The following is a 23,839-nucleotide window of genomic DNA, read 5'->3' as shown; positions in this document are numbered from 1 at the left end:
TTGGACAATAGTTATACAAAGTCGGGGGACTACATATATTATCGAAAGGTTGACAATTGATTGAATGAATAGTAAGGTTAGTACAACTTTTTTGTTCGGAGAGGGTAGAGGGGCCGGGAGCGGCGCCGCCCAAGAACAGATGAGTCGAGTTGAGAAGAGCATAGCTGAGAAATTGTTGAATAAGAGGAGTAGCGTCGAAATCGCGATGTAGAGAGTCAGTGGGTGGTGGAAACTGATTCGCGGCCGATGTGAATGGACTTATGAGAGCTGTCTGGAGTTTTCCGGGCGGACGTCTTTCCCACGTTACGGGAAGTGCCTTTTTGGCACGCCGAGTGGAAGCTGTTTTAAGATGGCTTCAAATAGAGGTGGCAACGCGGGTAATCCGTCCTCTGCAACTGGACTTTTCTGTCCTTTTGCAGAGGGCTTTTTTGTTTTTATGCGTGATTTCATGGATTTATGAGCGGATTTTGCGATTTATGCGTGACTGTCATGCGTTATGCGTAAGTTTTGCAGCTTATGCGTGGATGTCTCGCATTATGCGTGAGTTATTGAAGTTATGCGCGATTTAATGGATTTATGCGTGAATATCAGTCCGCGGGAAGCAGTTTGGATCAGTGGCGCTTCGTCGCGCCAAATGCTTTTGACAAATAAAAGGTTTTATTCGAAGGGGGTCTAGGTAAAAGGTCATGAAATGACAATAACTTCTGGGAAATGATCGATATCTACACAAGAACAATTAGAAGAGGAGAGCTGAGATGGAAAAGACGAGTTTGCGCATTACAGAGAAGAAAATAGAAGGAGATTCACTGACGCCAATCCTTATTTTCAGGCGGTTGCAAGGGCACCATCGGTTTTTATTGGAAAGCTCGTCGCAGCATGACCGGTCGGGGCGGTATTCGTTCATCGGGGTAGATCCGGTGAAGGCATACCGCGGAGGGAATGGCCGGTTGGAAGAATTCGTGTATGCGACGGAGAAGACATACGTGCATGAAGGGGATTTATATACACTTCTGAAAAGATTGATGCCGCGGATTTCAGAGCATGGTAAATATCCATTCATGGGTGGCGCTGTCGGATATGTCGGCTATGGGGCGGCGGAGGACAAAGCAGTTCATTCCAATGAAAAGCCTTATGTGTACTTCAATATTTACGATACGGTTATCATCTTCGATCACCTTCTGAATGAAGTGACGTTGCTGCATACGGAAATTCATCCGGAATACGCGAAGCCTGACTTAAATGCTTTGGCGGAGACGATTACGTCAGGTCCAACAGAAGAAGAGAAGGGTGTATCCGTTTCTGATTATCGATGTGCAATCTCGCAACAAGAGTTTGAAGACCGTGTCCGGCAGGCGCAGCAATTCATTGAAAAAGGCGAGGTTGAGCAGGTTGTCCTCTCTCGGAAGCTTGAAGCGGAAATCGATGGGGACCCGTTCGCATTGTATCGAAGACTGCGTAAAAAGAATCCTTCGCCTTATATGTACTATATGGAGTTCGGAGATCATACCGTCATCGGCGCTTCTCCCGAAAGTCTCGTCAAGGCGACGGACGGAACGGTCATAACGAATCCGATTGCAGGGACGCGGAGACGGGGGCGCACCGACGAAGAAGATCGAGCATTGGAAGAAGAGCTGCGAAGTGATCCGAAAGAGCTTTCGGAGCATGACATGTTAGTCGAAGTGAGCAAGAAGGAGATGGAAAACGTCTGTGAACCATCGTCTGTCCGTGTTTCTACGTATATGGAAACCGTGAGATATGAGCATGTCATGCACCTCGTTTCGGAAGTGGAAGGGACAATTGCAGCGGGTATGCATGCGCTCGATGCATTAAAAGCGACTTTGCCGGCGGGGACGGTTTCCGGTTCGCCGAAAAAGGTTGCGATGGATATCATTACGCAGCTGGAAGATGGACCCCGCGGGTTGTATGGAGGGGCAATCGGCTATATCGGCCTAAATGGCAATATCGATTTTGCATTGACGATCCGGACGATGACGGTGCAGGACGGGATAGCGACCGTGCAAGCGGGCGCTGGGATAGTAAAGGATTCAGTGCCAGCGTTGGAATATAAGGAGACAGTGAATAAAGCCCGCTCTCTACTAGAGGCTTTGAAATGATAGAAGAGAAAAGAAGAGGAGAGATGAGCAGTGAAAAATTATACGAGAATAGTAGAGGAAGGCCGGAACCTACGGTATGAAGAGATGGAGGATGCAGCAAATCGGATGTTTTCGGAAGATGCAGAGATAGAAGAAATGGCGGCGTTTCTTGTCGCGTTATCCAAGAAAGGAGAAACAGCGACTGAAGTGGCGGCATTAGCCTCGGTCATGACGTCACATGCAATAGAGATGGACGTCCCGGCTGCCCGTTATTTGGACAATTGCGGAACAGGTGGGGATGGTTCGAACTCGTTCAATATTAGCACGACGTCGGCTTTTGTTTTAGCAGGTGCTGGTGTGAATGTGGCGAAGCATGGAAATAGGAAGGTCACAAGTGCAGCGGGCAGCCAAGATGTGCTCGATGCGCTCGGCATTCATTCACGGTTTACACCTGACGATATGGGAAGGATGCTTCAGGAGAAAGGAATTGCATTTATATTCGCACCAATCGTCCATCCGAAAATGAAGCGGATTGGCGAAGTGCGGTCAATGATCAGAAAGCCGACGATCTTCAACCTCGTCGGACCACTGACGAATCCTGTTCCGCTCGAAACCCAATTCACGGGCATCAACCGTCCCGATTTTATTATGGAATACGCGTCCGTTATGCGAATGATTGGAAGGGAAAGGGCACTTGTCGTATCTGGGGTGGGAGGACTGGATGAGGCGTCACTTGCCGGACAGAACTCGTTTGTCCTTATGGATAAGGGCGACTTGATCCCGTTTTCATTGACCGCCGAAGATGTTGGGCTATCCTATGCTCCTCTATCTGCGATTCGAGGTGGTTCACCGGAGGAAAATGCTGCGATGATTCGCTCCGTGTTACAAGGCGAAAGGGGTCCGCGTTTTGATACGGTCGTATTTAATGCTGGTTTAGGATTGTTCACGAACGGCATGGCGGATTCGATACAGGAAGGGATTGAACTGGCGACAGACAGTATTCTGTCGGGTAATGCACTTCGGAAATTGGAGGCAGTCTTGGCATTCAGTGAACAGATCGGGCAGGAGGCGATGGTGAAATGACGATACTAGAAAAGATTTTGCAGACGAAACGGCTTGAAGTGAAGCAGCTGCTAATGGAGGAAGTTGTCGTTTCATGTGAAACAATGCCGAAACGTTCTTCACTTTTTGAAACTTTAAGAGAATCAGATCGCTTGGAAGTCATTTCGGAGATGAAACGAGCTTCGCCCTCAAAGGGGATGATAGCCGGTAATACAGACCCTGTCGTGCAAGCAAAGGCGTATGAGCAAGCCGGAGCGGCATGCATTTCGGTATTGACGGATTCAAATTTTTTCAAAGGCTCCTTTGACGATTTGGCGGCGGTAGCTGAAGCTGTCAAAATCCCGCTGCTCTGCAAGGATTTCATCATCCATGAAGTGCAGATCGACCGGGCGAAACAAGCGGGAGCATCTGTTGTCTTGCTCATTGTCGCTGCACTTGATGATGCAACTTTGCAAAGGCTTCATCGCTATGCGTCTGACCTTGGGTTCGAAGTGCTTGTAGAAGTGCATGATGCAAAGGAATTGGATCGTGCATTGGCAATAAATGCAAAACTGATTGGCATCAACAACAGGGATTTGAAAACGTTCGATGTTGATCTCGCAAGGACGGAAGAAGTTGCAAAGCATTTTCCGTTCAATGAAAACCACGTATTCATTAGCGAAAGCGGAATTATGGACGCGGAGGATGCAAAACAGGCGGCTGCGGCTGGGGCAAGCGCTGTTCTCGTTGGTGAGTCACTTATGCGGAGTGCTTCCGTTGAAGATTCACTTCGTTCGCTGCAAGTTCCGAAGGCAGGTGTTCCGCTATGACGAAAGTGAAGATTTGTGGGTTGATGGAGCCTGAGCATGTAAAAGCTGCGGTGGAAGCGGGGGCGGATGCGGTCGGATTCGTGTTTGCACCGAGCAGACGCCGTGTCGCGGTTGCGCAAGCGAAGGAACTGGCACGACTCGTTCCGGATCATGTTATAAAAATTGGTGTATTCGTCAATGCGGAGCAAGAGGAACTGGAACGAGCATTTCGGGAGGTGCCGCTCGATTTCATTCAGTATCATGGCGGGGAGTCGATAGGATTTATCGAAAAAGTCGGACTTCCTTCTATTAAAGTGTTATCAGTGCATGGCAGTGAAGATGTGAAAAAGGCGCATGGCTATGATACGGAGTATGTCTTGTTCGATACGCCCGGTGTTGAATTCAGCGGCGGAAGCGGGAAGGTGTTTGACTGGAGCTTGGTGGAGAAGGATGTGCCGAGAGATCGCCTTATTTTGGCTGGTGGGCTGAATGCGCAAAATGTCAAAGAGGCGATCCGGCAAGTTCGTCCGTATATGGTGGATGTGTCAAGTGGAGTGGAGATTGACCGTAGGAAAGACGTGGCGTTGATCCGCGAGTTTGTTCGAGCAGTGAAAGAGGAGGAGAGCTGAGATGGCAGTAGAGATGAGAAAAGGAAGGTACGGAAAGTTTGGTGGGCAATATGTGCCGGAAACGTTGATGTCTGCGCTGATCGAATTGGAGAATGCGTATGAAGAGGCAAAGGCCGATCCGACGTTTGCGGAGGAGTTGGATTATTATTTGCGTGATTTCGTCGGCAGGGAAAATCCGTTATATTTTGCGGAGCGTTTGACGGAAAAGGTCGGTGGCGCAAAAATTTTCTTGAAGCGTGAGGATTTGAACCATACTGGTGCCCATAAGATCAATAATTCGCTCGGGCAGGCGTTGCTTGCGATGAGGATGGGCAAACGGAAAATTGTGGCGGAAACAGGGGCTGGCCAACATGGCGTGGCGACTGCTACGGCTTGCGCATTGTTCGGCTTGGAGTGCATAGTTTTCATGGGCAAGGAGGATATCCGCCGACAGGAGCTGAATGTGTTCCGGATGGAGCTTCTTGGCGCGAAGGTCGTTTCGGTCGATAAAGGATCTGGCACGTTGAAGGATGCCGTCAATGAAGCGCTTCGTTATTGGGTCGCGAATGTCGAAGATACGCATTATATTTTAGGTTCAGCGCTCGGTCCGCATCCATTCCCGGAAATCGTGCGTGATTTTCAGCGGGTGATCGGTGTAGAGACGAGGAGGCAGATTATCGAGAAGGAAAGTCGTTTGCCTGATGCGGTCATTGCGTGTATCGGGGGCGGCAGCAATGCGATTGGTATGTTCCATCCGTTCGTCGAAGATGAGGAAGTTGCATTGTACGGTGTTGAAGCGGCAGGTAGCGGAGTTGCGACAGGACTTCATGCGGCAGCAATTGCGGATGGGAAGGAAGGTGTCCTGCATGGGGCGTATATGTATGTTCTCCAGGACGAGAATGGTTTTATTCAGGAGGCACACTCGATTTCTGCAGGTCTTGATTACCCGGCTGTCGGACCGGAGCATTGCTATCTGCATGACATTGGCAGAGTGAAGTATACGGCGGTCACGGATGCGGGGGCATTGGAAGGACTTCGGCTTCTATCGAGAACGGAAGGCATCATCCCGGCGTTAGAAAGTGCGCATGCGATTCAGTTTGCGACAGAGCTGGCAAAAAGCATGGAGAAGGATCAAATTGTCGTCATCTGTTTATCCGGCCGCGGTGATAAAGATATGCAGACAGTTCGTGATGTGCTTGGAGGTGGGGCGGAATGAAGACATTAGAGAAAAGAATACGTACGTGTATCGAGGAAGGTGGAAAGGCGTTCGTGCCGTATATCATGGCGGGCGACGGAGGTTTAGAGACGCTGAAAGAGAAGCTGCTCTTTTTGCAGAAAGCCGGCGTGACGGCGATCGAAGTCGGCATTCCTTTTTCGGACCCTGTGGCGGATGGAGAAGCGATCCAACAAGCAGGAGCAAGAGCGCTTTCGGAAGGCGTGACACTTCGGAATGTTTTGGAGGAGCTTGAGAAATGTAATAGGGAATTGGCGGTTCCTTTGGTGATCATGACATATTTGAATCCAATTTTGGCAATCGGTATGCCGCAATTTGTCAAGGCATGCGGACAGGCGGAGATCAGTGGATTAATCATCCCGGATTTGCCGCTTGAGGAAAGTGGACCGCTTCGTGAAATGTTGAAAGGGACCGATATTGCATGGATCCCTCTCGTGTCGTTGACGAGCCCGGATGAACGGATTGCAAAGATAGCGGAGAGCGCTGAAGGTTTCTTATATGCGGTAACCGTCAATGGGATCACCGGAAAAAGGAATGATTTCGGAACGGATATTTATTCCCACCTAGAACGTGTTAAGCGGTTCAGTCCCGTACCGGTATTGGCGGGGTTTGGCATTTCAACGAGAACACAAGTGAAAGAGATGGGCAATTACACGGACGGAGTCATTGTCGGAAGTGCGATTGTAGAAGCCTTTCATCGGGATGAGCTGGAAAGTATCCGTGATTTAGTGCAGTCTGGTGTAAAGAAATTTGAAATTGTCGATCAACATTGAAACTTTTCATGCGGTCATAACGTACATATAGCAAAGGAGTTGTACGGGATGCATTTGGATATGATCAGGCAAGAAGTAGAAATGACATATGACAAAGTGAAATCATTGGCGGGCTGGAGTGTCGACAAAAACGTTGTGTTGACGATCACTTCGTATTACGTGACGGCAGCGAAAGAATTCAATGCTGTTGACTTCAGCCGTGCCATGGCCGCATTGAAAGAGCGGGCAGGCTGGTTTTCGCCATTACGCGGAAATCTGTTGCCGATGATGGCAGCATTTCTTACACAGTCTGAAGACTCAGTTGATAAAGGTGCGGATCGGCTCATTGATAAGCAACGGGCATTGAAGCAGACTGGTTTTCGGAATACAATCCATTCTTATCTCGCCGCGCTGCTCATGGACGATGATGCCAATCGATTCCAAGAAGAGGCGGACCGTGCGAAAAAGCTATATGACGCGATGAAAAAACAGCATTATTTCCTTACATCGGATGATGATTACGCATACGCCATGCTGCTCGGTAAAAAAGGGGAGGACCCGGAGGAGCACGCCAAGTCGATGCGTACTTACTACGATGCATTACGGGGAGAGGGGTTTCGAACGGGCAATGAACTTCAGTGGCTTTCGCAAGTTATGACGTACATGGATATCGCATTCCAACCACAGCTTGTCAAAAGGGCATGGGAAATTTTCGGTATGCTTCGGGACGACACAAAAGCGAAGCCTGTCCATTATCCGATGGTCGGATTCCTGACTGTGTTCGAAGTTGGAGATGAAAAGATTAGGGAAATCATCCAGCTGGCAGAACTATTGGGGCAATCGAAGTTGTTCAGATGGAACAAGGAAATGGCACTTTCGATCGCCATCGGCCATGTGATGCATCACTTGACGGAAAATGCTGAGCAGGTAAATGTCAGTCTTGCCGCATCCGTTGAGATGATTCTGCAAGCGCAACAGGCGGTGATGGCCGCTACAGTCGCTGCAGTTGCCGCGTCTTCTGCAGCAAGTTCATCAGATGGATGACAAACTGGATGATTGAAATTGAATAGCAAAATAGACAGGTGAAAAAAGCCGTTGTAGAACAGCAACGGCTTTTTTCACCTGTTTTTTTATGGGCGAGAATAGAAGAACGAAAAAAAGTTTACGCTGAACTATTACGAGAAAACGCTTACATAGCAATGATTGTAACATGTTTGTCATATTAGAAATAATATAAGATTTTGATATTCTAAAAAAACAGTATTGTCAGGACTAATGTTGTGTAGTATATTGAGTTCAATAACTTTAAACGAAATCTGAAAATTAGTTATTTGAGAAAGTGTCAGTCAGTAGTTAGTAAGGAGGAAATTCTGTTGAAAAACCCGGTCTTGGAAATAAAAGATCTTCGTACGTCATTCAGTATTAAAGGCGACTATTATGCTGCGGTAGATGGAGTTTCCATTACAGTCCACGAAAATGAAGTCGTTGCAATTGTCGGTGAATCGGGTTGCGGTAAAAGTGCATTAGCCCTATCTATAATGGGCTTGCATAACCTGAAAAACACGAAGCTAGAAGGCCAAGTAAATTTTGATGGGCAAAATTTGCTGACGCTATCACGTTCGCGATTGGACAAAGTAAGAGGGAAAGACATAGGAATGATTTTCCAAGATCCGATGACCGCTTTGAATCCGCTCGCAACAATCGGACGGCAAATCGAAGAGCCGATGGATTATCATATGAAACTGTCCGCAAGTGAAAAGAAAAAACGAACATTGGAACTACTTCGACGAGTAGGTATTAAAAACGAACAACGCGTCTATGAGCAATATCCACATGAATTATCGGGTGGGATGAGACAACGTGTCGTCATCGCAATCGCACTTGCATGCGACCCGGTTCTACTTCTCGCGGATGAGCCTACGACAGCTTTGGACGTTACGATTCAAGCGCAAATCATGGATTTGATGAAAGAACTGCAAAACCAGATGAAAACAGGCATCATCCTGATCACACATGACCTTGGGGTTGTCGCTGAAATGGCAGACCGCGTCGTCGTCATGTATGCAGGTGAAGTCGTTGAAATAGCAGATGTCAAAGAGCTTTTCGAAAACCCTTTACATCCCTATACCCGATCTTTATTGAATTCAATCCCTTCCAATATGGAATCGAAAGAAAAATTGCATGTCATTGATGGAATCGTTCCATCCATTCAGAACCTTGACCGCAAAGGGTGCCGTTTCGCACCGCGGATCGAATGGATTCCTGAAGAGGATCATGAGGAGATACCGGAAATGCATGAAGCGACACCGAACCATTTTGTCCGATGCTCATGCTATAAAACGTTCTACTTTCCGGAGGACAGAGTAGGAGAGAAAGAATATGTCGCTACTAACAGTTAATGATTTGAAAGTTCACTACCCGATCAGGGGTGGTTTTTTCCGTAGAGTAGTAGATCACGTCAGAGCAGTCGATGGCATCAGTTTTGAATTAGAGCCTGGTGAGACTTATGGATTAGTTGGAGAGTCGGGATGCGGCAAGACAACTTCCGGTCGGGCGCTCATCGGCTTAAATAAGGTGACGAGCGGAGAAATGCTGTTCGAAGGAAAAGACCTTGCCAAGCTAAGTAGGTCCGAAAAAAGAAAATATACGAAAGATATACAGATGATTTTCCAGGATCCATATTCATCATTAAATGGTAGGAAAAACATCCTGAATATTATTGCTGAGCCTCTCCGTAACTTTGAAAGATTATCACCAAAGGAAGAATTGCTTAAGGTCCAAGAGTTAGTTGCACGGGTTGGCTTAAGTCCCGAATCCATTTATAAATATCCTCACCAATTCTCGGGTGGGCAACGTCAGCGGATCGGAATTGCGCGCGCGCTCGCATTGAAACCAAAACTTATCATCGCAGATGAGCCGGTTTCCGCGTTGGACGTATCTGTTCAAGCTCAAGTATTGAACTTCATGCAGGAGATCCAAGAAGAGTTTAACTTGACATATCTATTTATCTCGCATGACTTAGGCATTATCCAGCATATGTGCGACCGAATCGGCATCATGTACCGAGGACGTTTCGTAGAAGAAGGGACTGCATCCGAAATATACGGCAATCCACAACACGTCTATACGAAACGGTTGATTGCCGCAATTCCGGAAATGAATCCTGAAAAGCGTTTTGAGAAAATGCATCTGCGTCAAGCGATTAATCAGGAATATCAAACTGAATACAATAGCTACTTTGATAAAGATGGACGGATGTTCGATTTGAAGAAGATTTCGGATACGCATTCCGTCGCTATGCAATAAGGGGGATGATGTAAATGTTGAAATTCATTTTACGAAGGTCACTGCTCATGATTCCGCAACTCATCCTCCTCAGCCTCATCATCTTCATGCTTGCAAAAGCGATGCCAGGTGATGCGGTGACGGGTGCGTTCCAAGGAAATCCTGACGCCACACCTGAACAGATAGAGAAAATCCGGGAAAAATTCGGTTTGAATGACCCGTGGTACGAGCAATACGGACGCTGGATTGTAAAAGCAGTGCAGGGCGACTTTGGGATGTCCTATATGCATCAGCAGCCAGTGACTAATTTACTAGCAGGACGTGTTGAAAACACAGTACTTTTAGGATTGTTTACGATGATCGTCATTTACTTGATCTCCATCCCGCTTGGCATTATCGCTGGACGGTGGACGGACACATGGGCTGACAAATTGATTGTCACTTACAACTATTTTGCTTTTGCAACACCGACATTCGTAATTGCCTTATTGCTTTTGTTCGTTTTCGCCTTTGTACTGGGTTGGTTCCCGACTGGTAATAGTGTAGACATCCGAATCGAATCAGGGACATGGGACTATTTTGTGAGCAAGGCGAAGCATCTATTCCTGCCTGTTATGTCGGGAGCTCTCATTGGTACAGTCGGTACAATTCAATATTTGCGAAACGATATTATCGACCAAAAACTCAAAGACTACGTAAAAACGGCACGTGCGAAAGGTGTACCGGAAGGGAAAGTATATACTCGTCATATTTTACGTAACTCCCTATTGCCGATTGCAGCTTTCCTTGGATACGAACTCACCTTACTTATCAGCGGTTCGGTTTTCATAGAAACGATCTATAGTTATCCTGGCCTCGGATACCTTTTCATTCAATCCATTAGTTTACGTGATTTTACCGTCGTTACGGCACTTGTAATGATTACCGGTGCTGCCGTCATCGTCGGGACATTGCTTTCAGATATTATTCTGAGCATTGTAGATCCACGTATTCGACTTGAATGATGAAAAGAGAGAAGAGGAGGGGAAATGAATGAAAAATCCAGTTATAGATGAGAAAAAGCTTATCGCACAAGAGAAATTAAATAATCCGTCACTGATGCGCACAATTTGGCGTGAAATCAGAAACGATAAAATGGCATTAGGTTCGTTGATTTTGTTTACAATAATCGTCTTATCTGCATACATTTCGCCATTATTCATTGACCAAACAGCATTGACGCGAGTGAACTTCTTTAACGTTTGGAAGCCGCCATCCTTGGAAAATTGGGTTGGGACGGATGATGGCGGTCGGGATGTGTTTGGTCAGTTGATGATAGGAACACGGAACTCTCTCACTATCGGAATTACAGTTACACTTCTTGCTGGTTTATTCGGTTTGACATACGGGCTGATATCAGGTTATTTCGGTGGCGCTGTTGACAATATTATGATGCGTATTCTTGAATTCCTCATGGTCTTGCCGTCCTTAATGTTCATCATCGTATTCGTAACAATCGTACCAAATTATAATGTATTCACATTCATTCTAATTATGAGTACTTTTGCCTGGTTCGGTAAGGCGAGGCTCATCCGATCTAGAGCGATTTCTGAAAGGGAGCTTGATTATATCAATGCTTCCAAGACGTTAGGAACACCCAGTTGGAAGATCATGTTTTTTGAAATGTTCCCTAACTTAAGTTCCCTCGTCATCGTTAATATGACACTTACGCTTGCGGGAAATATCGGGTTGGAGACAGGGCTGACCTTCTTAGGATTCGGTTTGCCTGCTGGAACTCCTTCTCTAGGAACGTTGGTATCGTTCGCAAGGAACCCGGATATCGTCAAGAATAAGTGGTGGGTATGGTTACCTGCAGCATTACTGATTTTAGTAATGATGCTGTGTATAAATTACATCGGGCAAGCGGTCAAACGTGCGTCTGATGCAAGGCAAAGATTAGCCTAAAAAATAAGGGGAGGTAATACAATTGGCAAAGAAGCAATTTATGCTACTTGCGAGTCTGTTGCTTGTTCTCAGCGTATTTTTAGCTGCATGTACAGGCAAGGAAAAAGAAGAGTCTGGTGAAAAAGAACCGGCTAAAGAAACAGGCAAAGAAAACACAGAGGAAACAACAGAGGAAGAACCAACTGAAGATCCAAACGCAGGCCTTGATTTCCCGTTGGCAGTTTCGAACAATGGTGAGCCAATCGAAGACGGAGAAATGACAATCGCGATGGTTACAGACACTCCGTTTGAAGGTACATTGAGCCGTGTGTTCTACTCAGGCACATTTGACGCTGAAGTTATCTCGAAATTCGATGAAGGCCTATTATCTACTGATGGTGACTACTTGATCACTAATGACGGTGCAGCAACTTACGAAGTTTCCGAAGATAACAAAACAATCGATATTACAATCAGAGACGGTGTTAAATGGCATGATGGCGAGCCTGTCAAAGCTAGTGACCTTCTTTACTCTTACCAACTACTTGGTCACCCTGACTACACAGGAACTCGTTACACGTTCATGATTTCCAACGTTGAAGGTATGCCTGCATACCACAACGGCGAAACGACAGAAATCTCTGGTATCAAAATTTCTGATGATGATAAAAAAATCTCTATCACGTACACAGAAGCGACTCCATCGCTATTGTCCGGAATTTGGACTTATGCAACGCCTAGACACCATGTCGGTGATATCATGACTGGCGAAGTGACTATGGAAGAGCTTGTTGCTTCTGATAAGATCCGTGTGAATCCAATCGGGTTCGGTGCTTACAAAGTAGCGAAAATCGTACCGGGTGAATCTGTCCTATACGAACGTAATGATGACTACTGGAGAGGTAAGCCTGCTCTTAAATCTTTAGTCTTGAAAACAGTAAGCTCCGCTTCTATTCTTGAAGTTCTTAAAAAAGGTGAAGTGGATATTGCGAGTGTTCCAACAGATCAATATTTAAATGCAAAAGAACTCGATAATATTGAGTTATTAGCAAATGTCGACCTTGCCTACACTTATATTGGTTTCAAACTTGGTAAATGGGATGCAGAAAAGAAAGAGAACGTTACAGATCCAAATGCTAAAATGGCTAACAAACTTGTACGACAAGCTATGTGGTATGCAATGGACAACGAAACAATCGGTAAAGAACTTTACCACGGTCTTCGTTTCCCTGCGACTTCATTGATCATTCCAGTGTTTGCAGGCTTCCATGATGCAAGTCTTGAAACACCATCTTATGATCCAGAAAAAGCAAAAGCACTTCTCGATGAAGCAGGATACGTTGATACAAATGGCGATGGTTTCCGTGAAAACGACAAAGGTGAAGAGTTCGTACTTAACTTCGCTTCCATGTCAGGTGGAGAAACTGCTGAGCCGATTGCACAGTTCTACATTCAAAACTGGGCTGACGTAGGTATTAAAGTACAACTTCTTGATGGACGTCTACACGAGTTCAACTCGTTCTACGATATGGTAGAAGCTGATGATCCGAAAATCGACATCTACCAAGGAGCTTGGGGAACTGGTTCTGATCCAGATCCGTCTGGCCTATATGGCAGAACAGCTGCGTTCAACTACACTCGTTACACGAGCGAAAAGAACGACGAGCTACTTGCAGCGGGTACATCTGAAAAGGCATTCGACACTGAATACCGTAAAGATATTTACAATCAATGGCAAGCATTAATGGCTGAAGAAGTTCCAGTTGCACCAACTGTGTACCGTTACTTCCTACATGGTGTTAACAAGCGTGTCGTTAACTACTCAATCGAGCCAGGCTCAGAGAACGCTAGAGTTTGGAAATGGGGCGTAAGTGAATAATCATTGAATATTGAGCAACCTCAGTAATCTGCACACCGTCATCCGGGCAACTGGATGGCGGTTTTTTAATGGAAATCTGAGCTCTTTATTGCTTACTATCAACAATAGCTTGAATCTATTTTCTGAAACCATATTGTAATATTCTCAAAAATTTGATAGGATTGAACTTACCAATTAATAGATTATACTAGCAATTTAGAGAGATGAAGGAATGGGGGAAGCAGAAATGAAGATCTATGTATCCGTTGATATGGAAGGGATTACGGGGCTGCCTGATTACACGTTTGTCGACTCGTCCAGACATAATTATGAACGAGCCCGGCGCATCATGACCGAGGAAGCAAATGCCATCATACGCGCAGCGATTGGGCAAGGGGCTGAACAAGTCCTTGTGAACGACAGCCATTCCAAAATGAACAATTTGCTTGTTGAGGAGCTACATCCGGATGCAGATTTAATAACGGGTGATTTGAAAGCGTTTTCTATGGTACAGGCGCTGGATAAATCATTTGATGGTGCCATATTCGCTGGATACCACGCAAGAGCAGGTCAGCCGGGTGTCATGAGCCACTCAATGACATTTGGCGTGAGGAATATGCATATAAATGATGTAACAATTGGTGAGCTTGGCTTAAACGCATATGTAGCCGGTTATTATGGAGTGCCTGTTATTATGGTCGCTGGGGACGATCGTGCTTGTCAGGAAGCGGAAGACTTGATTCCTGGAATTGTGACTGCAACGGTTAAGCAATCTATTTCCCGTTCTGCGGTTAAGACGCTGCATCCGACAAAAGCTCATGCATTGATCGAGGAGAAGACGGCAGAAGCGATTGCCAAGCGTTCAACGATCAAACCGCTTGTGCCGCCAGCAAATCCTGTGTTGCGTATTGAGTTTACAAACTACGGTCAAGCCGAATGGGCTGCTCTCATGCCAGGATGTGAAATTGAGCCGGGGACGACAATCGTGAAATTTGAAGCGAAGGACATTCTGGAAGCATATCGAGCAATGCTCGTGATGGTCGAATTGGCAATGCAAACAAAGTTCTGCTAAAAGGGGGGAGTGGCGCATGGCAATTTACATAGTTAAAAGATTCTTCATGATGATTGCGACAATCCTCATCATCGCGACACTGACATTTTTTTTGATGCATTCAATACCTGGTTCGCCGTTCGATGAAGAACGGACATCGAACCCGACTATCCAGGCGAATTTGGAGAAATTCTATAAGTTGGACCAGCCGACACATGTGCAATACTTATATTATTTGAAATCGATTGCGACGTTCGACTTTGGACCTTCCATTAAAAAGCCGAATGACTCGGTGAATAAATTACTTGCTAGAGGCTTTCCGATATCACTTGAGCTAGGAATGGTAACGATTCTTGTTGCTGTCCTATCTGGGATTACATTAGGGACATTTGCCGCCTTGCGACATAACGGCATTATCGATTATGCGGCGATGGCGTTCGCGGTTGTCGGGATATCCGTTCCGAACTTCGTGTTGGCGACAGTGCTGATCCAGCAGTTGGCGGTCAATTGGAATCTCCTCCCGCCAGCAACGTGGAGCAGCCCGCTTCATATGGTTTTGCCTACATTGGCTCTTGCTACAGGCCCGACAGCTATCATTGCGCGTCTGACGCGGTCGAGCATGCTCGAAGTGCTGACGCAAGATTATATGAAAATGGCGAGAGCGAAAGGATTATCACCGATGCGCATAGTGCTTCGGCACGCACTTCGCAATGCGCTCATGCCAGTCGTCACAATTATGGGAACGATGCTTGCGGGGATTTTGACGGGGACATTCGTTATTGAAAAGATTTTTGCGATACCGGGCATGGGGAAATATTTCGTCGAGAGCATCAATAACCGGGATTATCCGGTCATTATGGGTTCGACTGTATTCTATAGTGCGTTCCTCGTATTCATGTTGTTTTTAGTAGATATCGTCTATGGATTCCTTGATCCGCGCATTAAACTTCACCGAAAGGAAGGTGAGGCGTGATGGTGAGTCATCAGCAAAACGTAGAAGTCCAGGATGAATGGTTCCAACCGAAAGGAAAGGACACGGAAAAAGCAGAATCGGTCGTACGTCCGTCGCTCTCCTATTGGAAAGACGCCTGGCGCAGATTACGGAAGAATAAAATGGCGATGGGTGGCTTGGTATTCTTAATTATCCTAACGCTTTTCGCGATATTCGCTCCGATTCTATCACCGCATAATATAGAAACGACGCAATATGCAAACCAAAACTTGCCGCCTTCCTCGACACATTGGTTCGGTACGGACGACAAAGGATGGGATGTCTTTACGAGAACTTGGCACGGCGCACGCGTCTCGCTGTTTGTAGGTGTTGCTGCTGCATTGATCGACTTTTTCATCGGAATTATCTACGGGGGGATAAGTGGTTATAAAGGTGGCAGGACAGATACAGTCATGATGCGTATCATTGAAATTCTGTACGGGCTTCCGCACTTGCTCGTCGTCATTCTGTTAATGGTCATCATGGGACCGAGCTTAACGACAATCATTGTTGCACTGACCATTACAGGGTGGGTAGGAATGGCCCGTATTGTCAGGGGACAAGTGCTTCAAATTAAAAACTATGAATTTGTAACTGCCTCGAAATCATTCGGAGCAAAAACACCAAGGATCATACGGAAAAACTTGCTGCCGAATACAATGGGCCCAATCATCGTCCAAATGACATTGACTGTGCCGAGCGCCATCTTTGCGGAAGCCTTCCTAAGCTTTATCGGGCTAGGAATCCAAGCACCAGTTGCGAGCTGGGGGGTCATGGCGAATGATGCGTTACCGGTTATCTTGTCAGGCCATTGGTGGAGGTTATTCTTCCCTGCATTCTTCATTTCAATGACAATGTTTGCATTTAACGTCCTCGGAGACGGTATGCAAGATGCACTTGATCCGAAACTGAGGGGGTGAATGGATTGGAAAATAGAAAATATGCACCGCTGGATGAAAGTCATGGCGGGACTGCAGTCGCGCAGGAGCCAAATAAATTACGTAAGCGCAATAAAACATTTACAGAAGTCATGCTTTCCGTCCGTGATCTACATGTATCGTTCAAGACGTTCGGAGGGGAAGTACAGGCGCTTCGAGGAGTTTCGTTCGATCTTTATAAAGGGGAGACGCTTGCGATTGTTGGAGAATCAGGCTGTGGTAAAAGTGTCACCGCGAATACGATCATGGGACTGATCCCAAAGCCTGCGGGCCGCATTAAAAATGGAAGTGTCATATTCAAGGGAAAAGATTTAACAAAGCTCGATAAATCCGAAATGAGGAAAGTGCAAGGGGTCGATATTTCGATGATCTTCCAAGATCCGATGACCGCTTTGAATCCGACTCTCAAAATCGGAGAGCAGTTGACGGAAGGCTTGCGCACCCATCAAAAAGTGAGTAAAGCGGAGGCACGGAAAAAAGCGATTGATCTCCTGGAAGTGGTCGGTATCCCGAATCCAGAGGAGAGGATGAAGCAATATCCTCATCAATTTTCGGGAGGGATGCGACAACGGATCGTCATTGCAATTGCTCTAATCTGTGAGCCTGAACTACTCATCGCAGACGAGCCGACAACCGCACTGGACGTTACAATCCAGGCACAAATTCTGGAGCTGTTCGAAGAAATACAGGAACGGACAGGCGTTTCAATCATTCTCATTACACACGATTTAGGGGTAGTAGCGAAAATAGCGGATCGAATTGCGGTCATGTATGCAGGAAAGGTCATTGAAATCGGGGCAAAGCGTGAAGTGTTCTACACACCGCAGCACCCCTATACGAAAGGGTTGCTCGCTTCCGTTCCGCGGCTCGACTTGAAGGAAGAGGAGCTTCAACCGATTGAAGGGACGCCGCCAGATTTATTCGCTCCGCCGATCGGATGTCCGTTTACGGCAAGATGCCCATTCGCTATGGAAGTGTGCGACCGCGTATACCCTGCAACAACCGGCTTGTCCGATACACATGCCGTCGACTGCTGGCTGCAGGACGAACGGGCGAAAAAGGTTTTTGCTTTCAACTAGGTTTTCCGCACGAAAGTGCTTAGCAAGTCATATATAAACAAAGGGGGCTATTGAAATGAAGAAATGGTTGACATTCTTGATGGTGGCAATGCTTGCACTCGTACTTGCAGCGTGTACCGCGAACAAGGACGCAGGCAAGGAACCGGAAGAACCGGCAGATACTACATCGACGGATGAAGGGAAAGAAGAAGGCAAGACAGAAGAGGCAACTTCCGGGGAGAAGATCCTCTTAATGAACAACGGCGAAGAGCCGACATCGTTCGATCCGTCCATCGGATTCAACGCAGTGTCCTGGAGCGCTCTCAATAATATCATGGAAGGTTTGACACGCCTTGATGAGGATCATAAAGCGGTAGAGGCAACAGCTGAAAAAATCGACATTTCCGAAGATGGATTAACGTATACATTCACAATCCGCGATGGCGCGAAATGGTCCAATGGCGATCCGGTTGTAGCAGGTGACTTCGTATTTGCATGGAAGCATATGTTGAATCCGGAAACAGCGTCTCCAGCTGCGTTCCTAGCTTACTTTATCGAAGGAGCAGAAGCATACAATAACGGAGAAGGCTCCGCTGATGACATCGCTATCGAAGCTCAAGATGAAAAGACGTTCGTCGTCAAATTAACTGCACCAAACGAAGCATTCTTGAACATTATTACAAACCCGAGCTTTTTCCCAATCAACGAAAAAGTAGCGTCTGCTGATCCGACTTGGCATACAGAAGCTGCAACATTCGTAGGGAACGGGCCGTTCAAATTGACTGCATGGGACCACGATGTCAGCTTTGAATTTGAAAAGAACGAACATTATTGGGATGCAGGCGCAGTCAAACTGGATAAAGTCCACTGGGCAATGGTGAACGACGATACGACAGCTTACCAAATGTATCAAGCAAACGAATTGGATATTACAAGCGTACCATCTGAAATTGCTGATCAATTGAAGGATAGCGAAGAGCTTCGCATCGATGACCAAGCGGGCTTGTATTTCTACCGCTTCAACACTTCAATGGAACCATTCACGAATAAAAAAATCCGCCAAGCATTCGCATATGCAGTTGATCAAGAAGAAATCGTCAACTTTGTAACGAAAAACGGCGAGAAGCCGGCACATGGCTTCGTCACATATGGCTTCATCGGACCGGATGGCCAAGAGTTCCGTGATTCCGTAGGCGACCTCGTTTCCTTCGATCCGGAAAAAGCAAAACAACTTTTGGAAGAAGGTATGAAAGAGGAAGGTTATTCAGAGCTTCCGAAAGTAACAATCTCTTATTCTACGAGCGAATCACACCAGAACATCGCGATTGCTCTTCAATCCAAGTTCAAGGAAGTGCTCGGTGTTGACGCAGAGCTTCAAAACGTAGAAAGTGGAGTATTCCTTTCAGAGCAAAAAGAGTTCAAATACCAAATGTCCCGTTCTTCATTCTTGCATGACTACGCTGACCCTGTGAACGCGCTTGAAAGCTTCATTACTGGCTCTTCGATGAACCGTACAACATGGTCGAATGCGGAATACGACAAGCTCATCGCGGACATCAAAAATGAAACAGACGAAAACAAACGTTGGGAATTGCTGAAACAGGCTGACACGCTTCTAATGGATGAAATGCCTGTATTCCCACTATATTTCTACAACCAGACATCACTTGAAAAACCGGGCGTATCCGGTATCCTGCGTCACCCTGTCGGCTATGTCGATTTGAAATACGCGGATAAGAACTAATGCACAAGTCGCGGTGTCCGTCATGGCGCCGCGATTTTCTAATTAAATGTGAACGAACGAATATATGCGCGCTTCGTTTGGTTTATGCGTGAATAATAGGAGTTATGCGTGATTCCAGTAATTTATGAGCTTTTCAAACGAGTTATGCGCGTTTCGATCCGTTTATGCGCGAAAAAAGAAATTTATGCGTATTTGAACGGAGTTATGCGTGGTTAGAGCTAATTATGCGTATTTGGATGAAATGATATGTAATGACTTTGATTATTGATTGAAAGAGGTGCAGGAGATTGAGAATACGACCGAAAAGGCTTCATGTAGGGGATACGATTGGAATTGTTGCGCCTTCAAGCCCTCCGAATCAAGCCAATTTAGAACGATCGCTTGCTTTTCTTGAACAGCTTGGACTGAAATGGAAATTCGGGCAACATGTAAATAATGTCAATGGTTATTTAGCGGGCACGGATGATGAAAGGCTGCAAGACTTGGAAGAAATGTTCGCGGACCCGTCCATCAGCGGCATTATTTGTGCGGGGGGCGGATATGGTTCGGCCCGCTATACTGATCGGCTTGATTTGCAGTTGATTCGGGAAAACCCGAAAGTGTTTTGGGGATTCAGCGACATTACATTCCTTCATACGGCAATTGGCCTGTATTCGAACCTTGTCACCTTTCATGGTCCGATGCTTGCATCTTGCGTCGGAAAGGACACTTTCCATGAACTTTCCGCAAAAATGTTCCAGCAGCTGTTCGAACCGATGGAGCTCCATTATACGGAAGAGATTTCCCCGTTAAACGCGCTTGCTGGAGGAGTTGCGCAAGGAGAGCTTGTCGGAGGAAATCTGTCGTTGCTCGCGGATACGATCGGGACGAAATTTGAAATCGATGCGAAAGGGAAGCTGCTATTCATCGAAGACGTTGGCGAGGAGCCGTACCGGGTCGATGGGATGTTGAACCAGCTACGAATGGCGGGGAAACTGTCAGATGCAGCCGGCATTGTCATCGGGGATTTCTCGGATGTAGAGCCGAAAAAACAACAGAGGACCTTGTCGTTGGATGACGTGTTCCACCATTATTTTGGCGGATTAGGAAAGCCAGTTGTGGAGGGCTTCAAGATAGGCCACTGCGAGCCGCATTTCGCGATTCCCCTAGGGGTTGCCGCGAAGCTGGACGCAGATCAAAAAACATTGACGATTTTACCGGGGGTGGAATGAATGCGTATCCGCTCAATCGAAACAATTCCCGTCGCTGTTCCGTTGACAAAGCCGTTTAAAACGGCGCTTCGAACAGTGACGACAGCATATGCAATCTATTTGAAAGTGACTTGTGAAGACGGACGCTCCGGTTGGGGGGAAGCGCCTCCGACCCATGTTATTACAGGCGATTCCCTCGGAAGCATTACATACGCAATTGAAGAGGTGATTGCGCCGCTTTTGATAGGGAAGGATGTTCGAAATCGCGAGGAGCTGTTCCGCCTGCTGAAACGGTCGATCGTCCGCAATACAAGTGCGAAAGCCGCTATAGACATGGCCATCCATGACCTGCTTGGGCAGTTATCGGGAATGCCGCTCTATCAATTGCTTGGTGGATACAGAAGCGAAATTGAAACCGACTTCACGGTGAGTGTCAATGATGCGGCTGAAATGGCGGATGACGCAGAGCGTTATATTGCTGAAGGGTTCAATGTGTTGAAAGTGAAAGTCGGGATCGGGAACATTAACGAAGATATTGAGCGAATCCGAGCGATTCGGGAACGAGTAGGGCCGGCACCGAAAATCCGGCTCGATGCGAACCAAGGGTGGAAGCCGAAGGAAGCGGTCTTGGCGATTGGCAAAATGGAGGACGCGGGACTCGATATTGAATTGATCGAACAGCCGGTTCTTGCAGATGATATCGACGGTCTCTTGTATGTGACAAATCATACACTCACGCCGATCATGGCAGATGAAAGCGTGTTTTCCCCGAAAGATGCGCTCCGTGTGTTAGAGCGTCGGGCGGCGGATTTGATTAATATCAAACTAATGAAGTCGGGAGGCATCCACGAGGCATTGAAGATCAATGCGTTAGCGGAAACGTACGGCGTTGAATGCATGGTCGGCAGCATGATCGAGACGAAGCTCGGAATAACAGCGGCAGCCCATTTTGCTGCAAGCCAGCCGAACATTACTAGATTCGATTTCGATGCACCGCTAATGTTGGCAAAGGATATTGTTGCTGGCGGCATCGTCTATGACGGAAGGGTCATCCGGCTGCTTGAAGAGCCGGGGCTAGGTTTGGATCAGGAAGGAATGGGACTGATCGGGAAGGGGACAGGACAATGACGGAGTTGACAGTGAATATGTACGCATGCGCAGTGCCGGTCGCGACTGTTTGGACTTTACCGGAATCCGCGCGGGAGATGGACGTGGACGGTATTTCTAATCCGCTTCATCTGAATAAATGGCTGGAGAAGCTTGCATATGAAGAGCGGCTGGACCTGTGCAATGGCAATCGTGTGCAGACGCAAATTTTGTACGGCGAACCTGTCATCGTCGACGAAATCGAGGGAGATTGGGCAAAGGTGATTGCCGTCTGGCAGCCGTCGAAGAAGGATGAACGTGGCTATCCGGGGTGGGTGCCGTTACGCCAATTGAAAAAGGCGTCGCCGCTAGCGGAGGCCGGCGGATTCGTAAGAGTGGCGGTCTCGAAATCGCAATTATGGAATCCAGATGGAACTCCTCTACTTATTGTTCCATTCAATACGATTTTGCCGCTGACCGATGAAAGCGACGACTATTTCCATGTGGAAACGCCTGACGGGGACGCATTAGTACTGAAAACGGATATCGTGCGGGCCACATCCGTCCATCAATTCAAAAAACGGAAAGCGGCGGCCGCTGTCGAAGAGGGCCTTGCCTATTTGGACCTTCCTTATTTCTGGGGCGGCATGTCCTCGTACGGCTTTGATTGCTCTGGCTTCACGTACAATATGCTGAAAGCTTGTGGGCATTTTATTCCACGGGATGCAGGCGATCAGGCGAAAAGTGGCGAGGAAGTGCCGATGGATAAGCCGGAGCGATGGGAAAAGGGAGATTTGTTGTTCTTCGCGAATGACGAAGGAAAAGGAAACGTCCGTCATGTCGGGTTTTATTTTGGAAATGGGTTGCTTCTGCATTCTCCGTCAACAGGGCAGTCGATCGAGCTAGTAAAACTCGCAGGTTCGAAGCTGGAGCGGGAATTATGCGCAGTCCGCCGGTATGGCAACGATGAAGGGGGAAATTGAATGGCTAATGATGTGATTTTATCCGTAAAGGACTTGAAACGCCATTTTGACGTAGGCAAAGGATTGAAGCTGAAGGCTGTCGACGGTATCAGTTTTGACATATTCAGAGGAGAGACGTTCGGGCTTGTCGGCGAATCGGGTTGCGGCAAATCGACAGCGGGCCGGACGATCCTAGGCCTATACAATAAGACGGATGGCGAAGTACTCTACGAGGGGCGCAGTGTCCATACGATGACCGACAGTGAACGGCAGCGCTTTTTGAAGAAGATGCAAATGATCTTCCAAGATCCGTACGCATCATTGAATCCACGTTCCACTGTGTACGAAATTATTTCGGAGCCGATGCAAATCCACGGGATGTATAAAACACAAGCGGAAATGCGGGAACGTGTCAATGAATTGCTTGAGGATGTCGGCTTGAACCGGGATCATGCGAACCGTTACCCGCACGAGTTTTCCGGCGGTCAACGGCAACGTATCGGCATCGCCCGTTCACTGGCTCTTGATCCGGAGTTCATCATCGCTGATGAGCCAATTTCCGCGCTCGATGTGTCCGTGCAAGCGCAAGTCGTTAAACTGCTTCAACGTCTGCAACGGGAGAAAGGTCTGACGTATCTTTTCATCGCGCATGATCTGTCGATGGTCAAATACATTTCCAGCAGGATCGGCGTTATGTATTTAGGGCATATGGTAGAGCTCACTACGAGTGCGCAGCTTTATGACAAGCCGCTTCACCCTTACACGGAAGCGTTGTTATCGGCGATTCCAATTCCGGATCCAGATATCGAGGAATCGCGTGAACGGATTTTATTGAAAGGTGAGCTGCCAAGCCCGATCAATCCGCCATCTGGTTGTGTGTTCCGGACACGCTGTCCGTATGCGATGCCGGTGTGCGGAGAGCTGAAGCCGAAATGGCTTGAAAAAGAAGAAGGGCATTTCGTCGCTTGTCACTTGCATGATGAGGAAGTGATGAAGCGGTCGGATGCGGTGAGAATTCCAGTAGGGTCGTCCTAATGTTTTGGGGCGGCTTTTTTATTTACCCCTGCAATGGAGGCGAGTTCGATTTCATGCTGAATGCCTTTGATAAACATACTGATGGAATCCGTTGAATCACGGAGTTTTTTATGTGAGTCGATAGTCCCGAGATGAGCATTACTTCGCTAGCTTGCGCCATAACTGGCCGAAACTCGAGCAT

The 23,839-nt window shown here is 47.1% G+C and carries 21 protein-coding genes and 1 other annotated feature; all 21 genes read left to right on the top strand.

The window, feature by feature from the left end:
• The first annotated feature begins 166 nt into the window (after positions 1-166).
• Positions 167-393, top strand: a binding site (T-box leader).
• A 362-nt stretch (positions 394-755) separates the two neighbouring features.
• The 21 genes from AC0L13_RS19560 (at position 756) to AC0L13_RS19460 (ending at position 23,658) form a co-directional block, all read left to right on the top strand.
• Positions 756-2,114 (top strand): anthranilate synthase component I family protein, encoded by a 1,359-nt coding sequence (locus AC0L13_RS19560; protein ID WP_473642401.1) that lies wholly within the window; start codon positions 756-758, stop codon positions 2,112-2,114.
• A gap of 30 nt (positions 2,115-2,144) precedes the next feature.
• Positions 2,145-3,176: an anthranilate phosphoribosyltransferase gene (trpD, locus tag AC0L13_RS19555; protein ID WP_473642400.1), complete on the top strand. Its 1,032-nt coding sequence runs from the start codon at positions 2,145-2,147 to the stop codon at positions 3,174-3,176.
• Entirely contained in the window at positions 3,173-3,964 is a 792-nt protein-coding gene (gene trpC / locus AC0L13_RS19550; RefSeq protein ID WP_473642399.1) for an indole-3-glycerol phosphate synthase TrpC, read from the top strand. The genes trpD and trpC overlap by 4 nt, the downstream gene beginning before the upstream one ends.
• Positions 3,961-4,572 (top strand): phosphoribosylanthranilate isomerase, encoded by a 612-nt coding sequence (locus AC0L13_RS19545; RefSeq protein ID WP_473642398.1) that lies wholly within the window; start codon positions 3,961-3,963, stop codon positions 4,570-4,572. The genes trpC and AC0L13_RS19545 overlap by 4 nt, the downstream gene beginning before the upstream one ends.
• A 1-nt stretch (position 4,573) precedes the next feature.
• Positions 4,574-5,767: a tryptophan synthase subunit beta gene (gene trpB / locus AC0L13_RS19540; protein WP_473642397.1), complete on the top strand. Its 1,194-nt coding sequence runs from the start codon at positions 4,574-4,576 to the stop codon at positions 5,765-5,767.
• Positions 5,764-6,558 (top strand): tryptophan synthase subunit alpha, encoded by a 795-nt coding sequence (gene trpA / locus AC0L13_RS19535; RefSeq protein ID WP_473642396.1) that lies wholly within the window; start codon positions 5,764-5,766, stop codon positions 6,556-6,558. The genes trpB and trpA overlap by 4 nt, the downstream gene beginning before the upstream one ends.
• Before the next feature lie 48 nt (positions 6,559-6,606).
• Complete coding sequence (locus AC0L13_RS19530; protein WP_473642395.1) at positions 6,607-7,581, top strand: DUF4003 family protein; 975 nt, start codon at positions 6,607-6,609, stop codon at positions 7,579-7,581.
• A 326-nt stretch (positions 7,582-7,907) separates the two neighbouring features.
• Complete coding sequence (locus AC0L13_RS19525) at positions 7,908-8,936, top strand: ABC transporter ATP-binding protein (RefSeq protein ID WP_473647153.1); 1,029 nt, start codon at positions 7,908-7,910, stop codon at positions 8,934-8,936.
• The gene (locus AC0L13_RS19520; RefSeq protein ID WP_473642394.1) at positions 8,917-9,843 is read left to right on the top strand and encodes an ABC transporter ATP-binding protein; all 927 of its coding nucleotides are present in this window, start codon (positions 8,917-8,919) and stop codon (positions 9,841-9,843) included. The genes AC0L13_RS19525 and AC0L13_RS19520 overlap by 20 nt, the downstream gene beginning before the upstream one ends.
• 14 nt (positions 9,844-9,857) lie before the next feature.
• On the top strand, positions 9,858-10,826 hold the full coding sequence (gene opp4B, locus AC0L13_RS19515) for an oligopeptide ABC transporter permease (RefSeq protein ID WP_473642393.1): 969 nt from the start codon (positions 9,858-9,860) through the stop codon (positions 10,824-10,826).
• A gap of 28 nt (positions 10,827-10,854) precedes the next feature.
• Positions 10,855-11,766: an ABC transporter permease gene (locus AC0L13_RS19510; protein WP_473642392.1), complete on the top strand. Its 912-nt coding sequence runs from the start codon at positions 10,855-10,857 to the stop codon at positions 11,764-11,766.
• A 22-nt stretch (positions 11,767-11,788) separates the two neighbouring features.
• Positions 11,789-13,624, top strand: coding sequence for an oligopeptide ABC transporter substrate-binding protein (gene opp4A / locus AC0L13_RS19505; protein ID WP_473642391.1), 1,836 nt, complete (start codon positions 11,789-11,791; stop codon positions 13,622-13,624).
• A gap of 226 nt (positions 13,625-13,850) precedes the next feature.
• Positions 13,851-14,675, top strand: coding sequence for a M55 family metallopeptidase (locus AC0L13_RS19500; protein WP_473642390.1), 825 nt, complete (start codon positions 13,851-13,853; stop codon positions 14,673-14,675).
• A 16-nt stretch (positions 14,676-14,691) separates the two neighbouring features.
• Positions 14,692-15,627: an ABC transporter permease gene (locus tag AC0L13_RS19495; RefSeq protein ID WP_473642389.1), complete on the top strand. Its 936-nt coding sequence runs from the start codon at positions 14,692-14,694 to the stop codon at positions 15,625-15,627.
• Entirely contained in the window at positions 15,627-16,565 is a 939-nt protein-coding gene (locus tag AC0L13_RS19490) for an ABC transporter permease (protein ID WP_440499203.1), read from the top strand. Before AC0L13_RS19495 ends, AC0L13_RS19490 begins: the two co-directional genes overlap by 1 nt.
• A 110-nt stretch (positions 16,566-16,675) precedes the next feature.
• Positions 16,676-17,662 (top strand): ABC transporter ATP-binding protein, encoded by a 987-nt coding sequence (locus tag AC0L13_RS19485; RefSeq protein ID WP_473647151.1) that lies wholly within the window; start codon positions 16,676-16,678, stop codon positions 17,660-17,662.
• 55 nt (positions 17,663-17,717) lie between these two features.
• Entirely contained in the window at positions 17,718-19,385 is a 1,668-nt protein-coding gene (locus AC0L13_RS19480; protein ID WP_473642388.1) for a peptide ABC transporter substrate-binding protein, read from the top strand.
• Positions 19,386-19,672: 287 nt separating this feature from the next.
• The gene (locus AC0L13_RS19475; protein WP_473642387.1) at positions 19,673-20,596 is read left to right on the top strand and encodes a S66 peptidase family protein; all 924 of its coding nucleotides are present in this window, start codon (positions 19,673-19,675) and stop codon (positions 20,594-20,596) included.
• Positions 20,597-21,703 (top strand): mandelate racemase/muconate lactonizing enzyme family protein, encoded by a 1,107-nt coding sequence (locus tag AC0L13_RS19470; RefSeq protein WP_473642386.1) that lies wholly within the window; start codon positions 20,597-20,599, stop codon positions 21,701-21,703.
• Positions 21,700-22,644 (top strand): C40 family peptidase, encoded by a 945-nt coding sequence (locus tag AC0L13_RS19465; protein ID WP_473642385.1) that lies wholly within the window; start codon positions 21,700-21,702, stop codon positions 22,642-22,644. Before AC0L13_RS19470 ends, AC0L13_RS19465 begins: the two co-directional genes overlap by 4 nt.
• Complete coding sequence (locus tag AC0L13_RS19460; protein ID WP_473642384.1) at positions 22,645-23,658, top strand: ABC transporter ATP-binding protein; 1,014 nt, start codon at positions 22,645-22,647, stop codon at positions 23,656-23,658.
• The last annotated feature ends 181 nt before the right edge of the window (positions 23,659-23,839 follow it).

Source organism: Sporosarcina sp. QA0331 (assembly GCF_055808055.1).
This window is presented reverse-complemented; position numbering and strand designations above follow the sequence as displayed.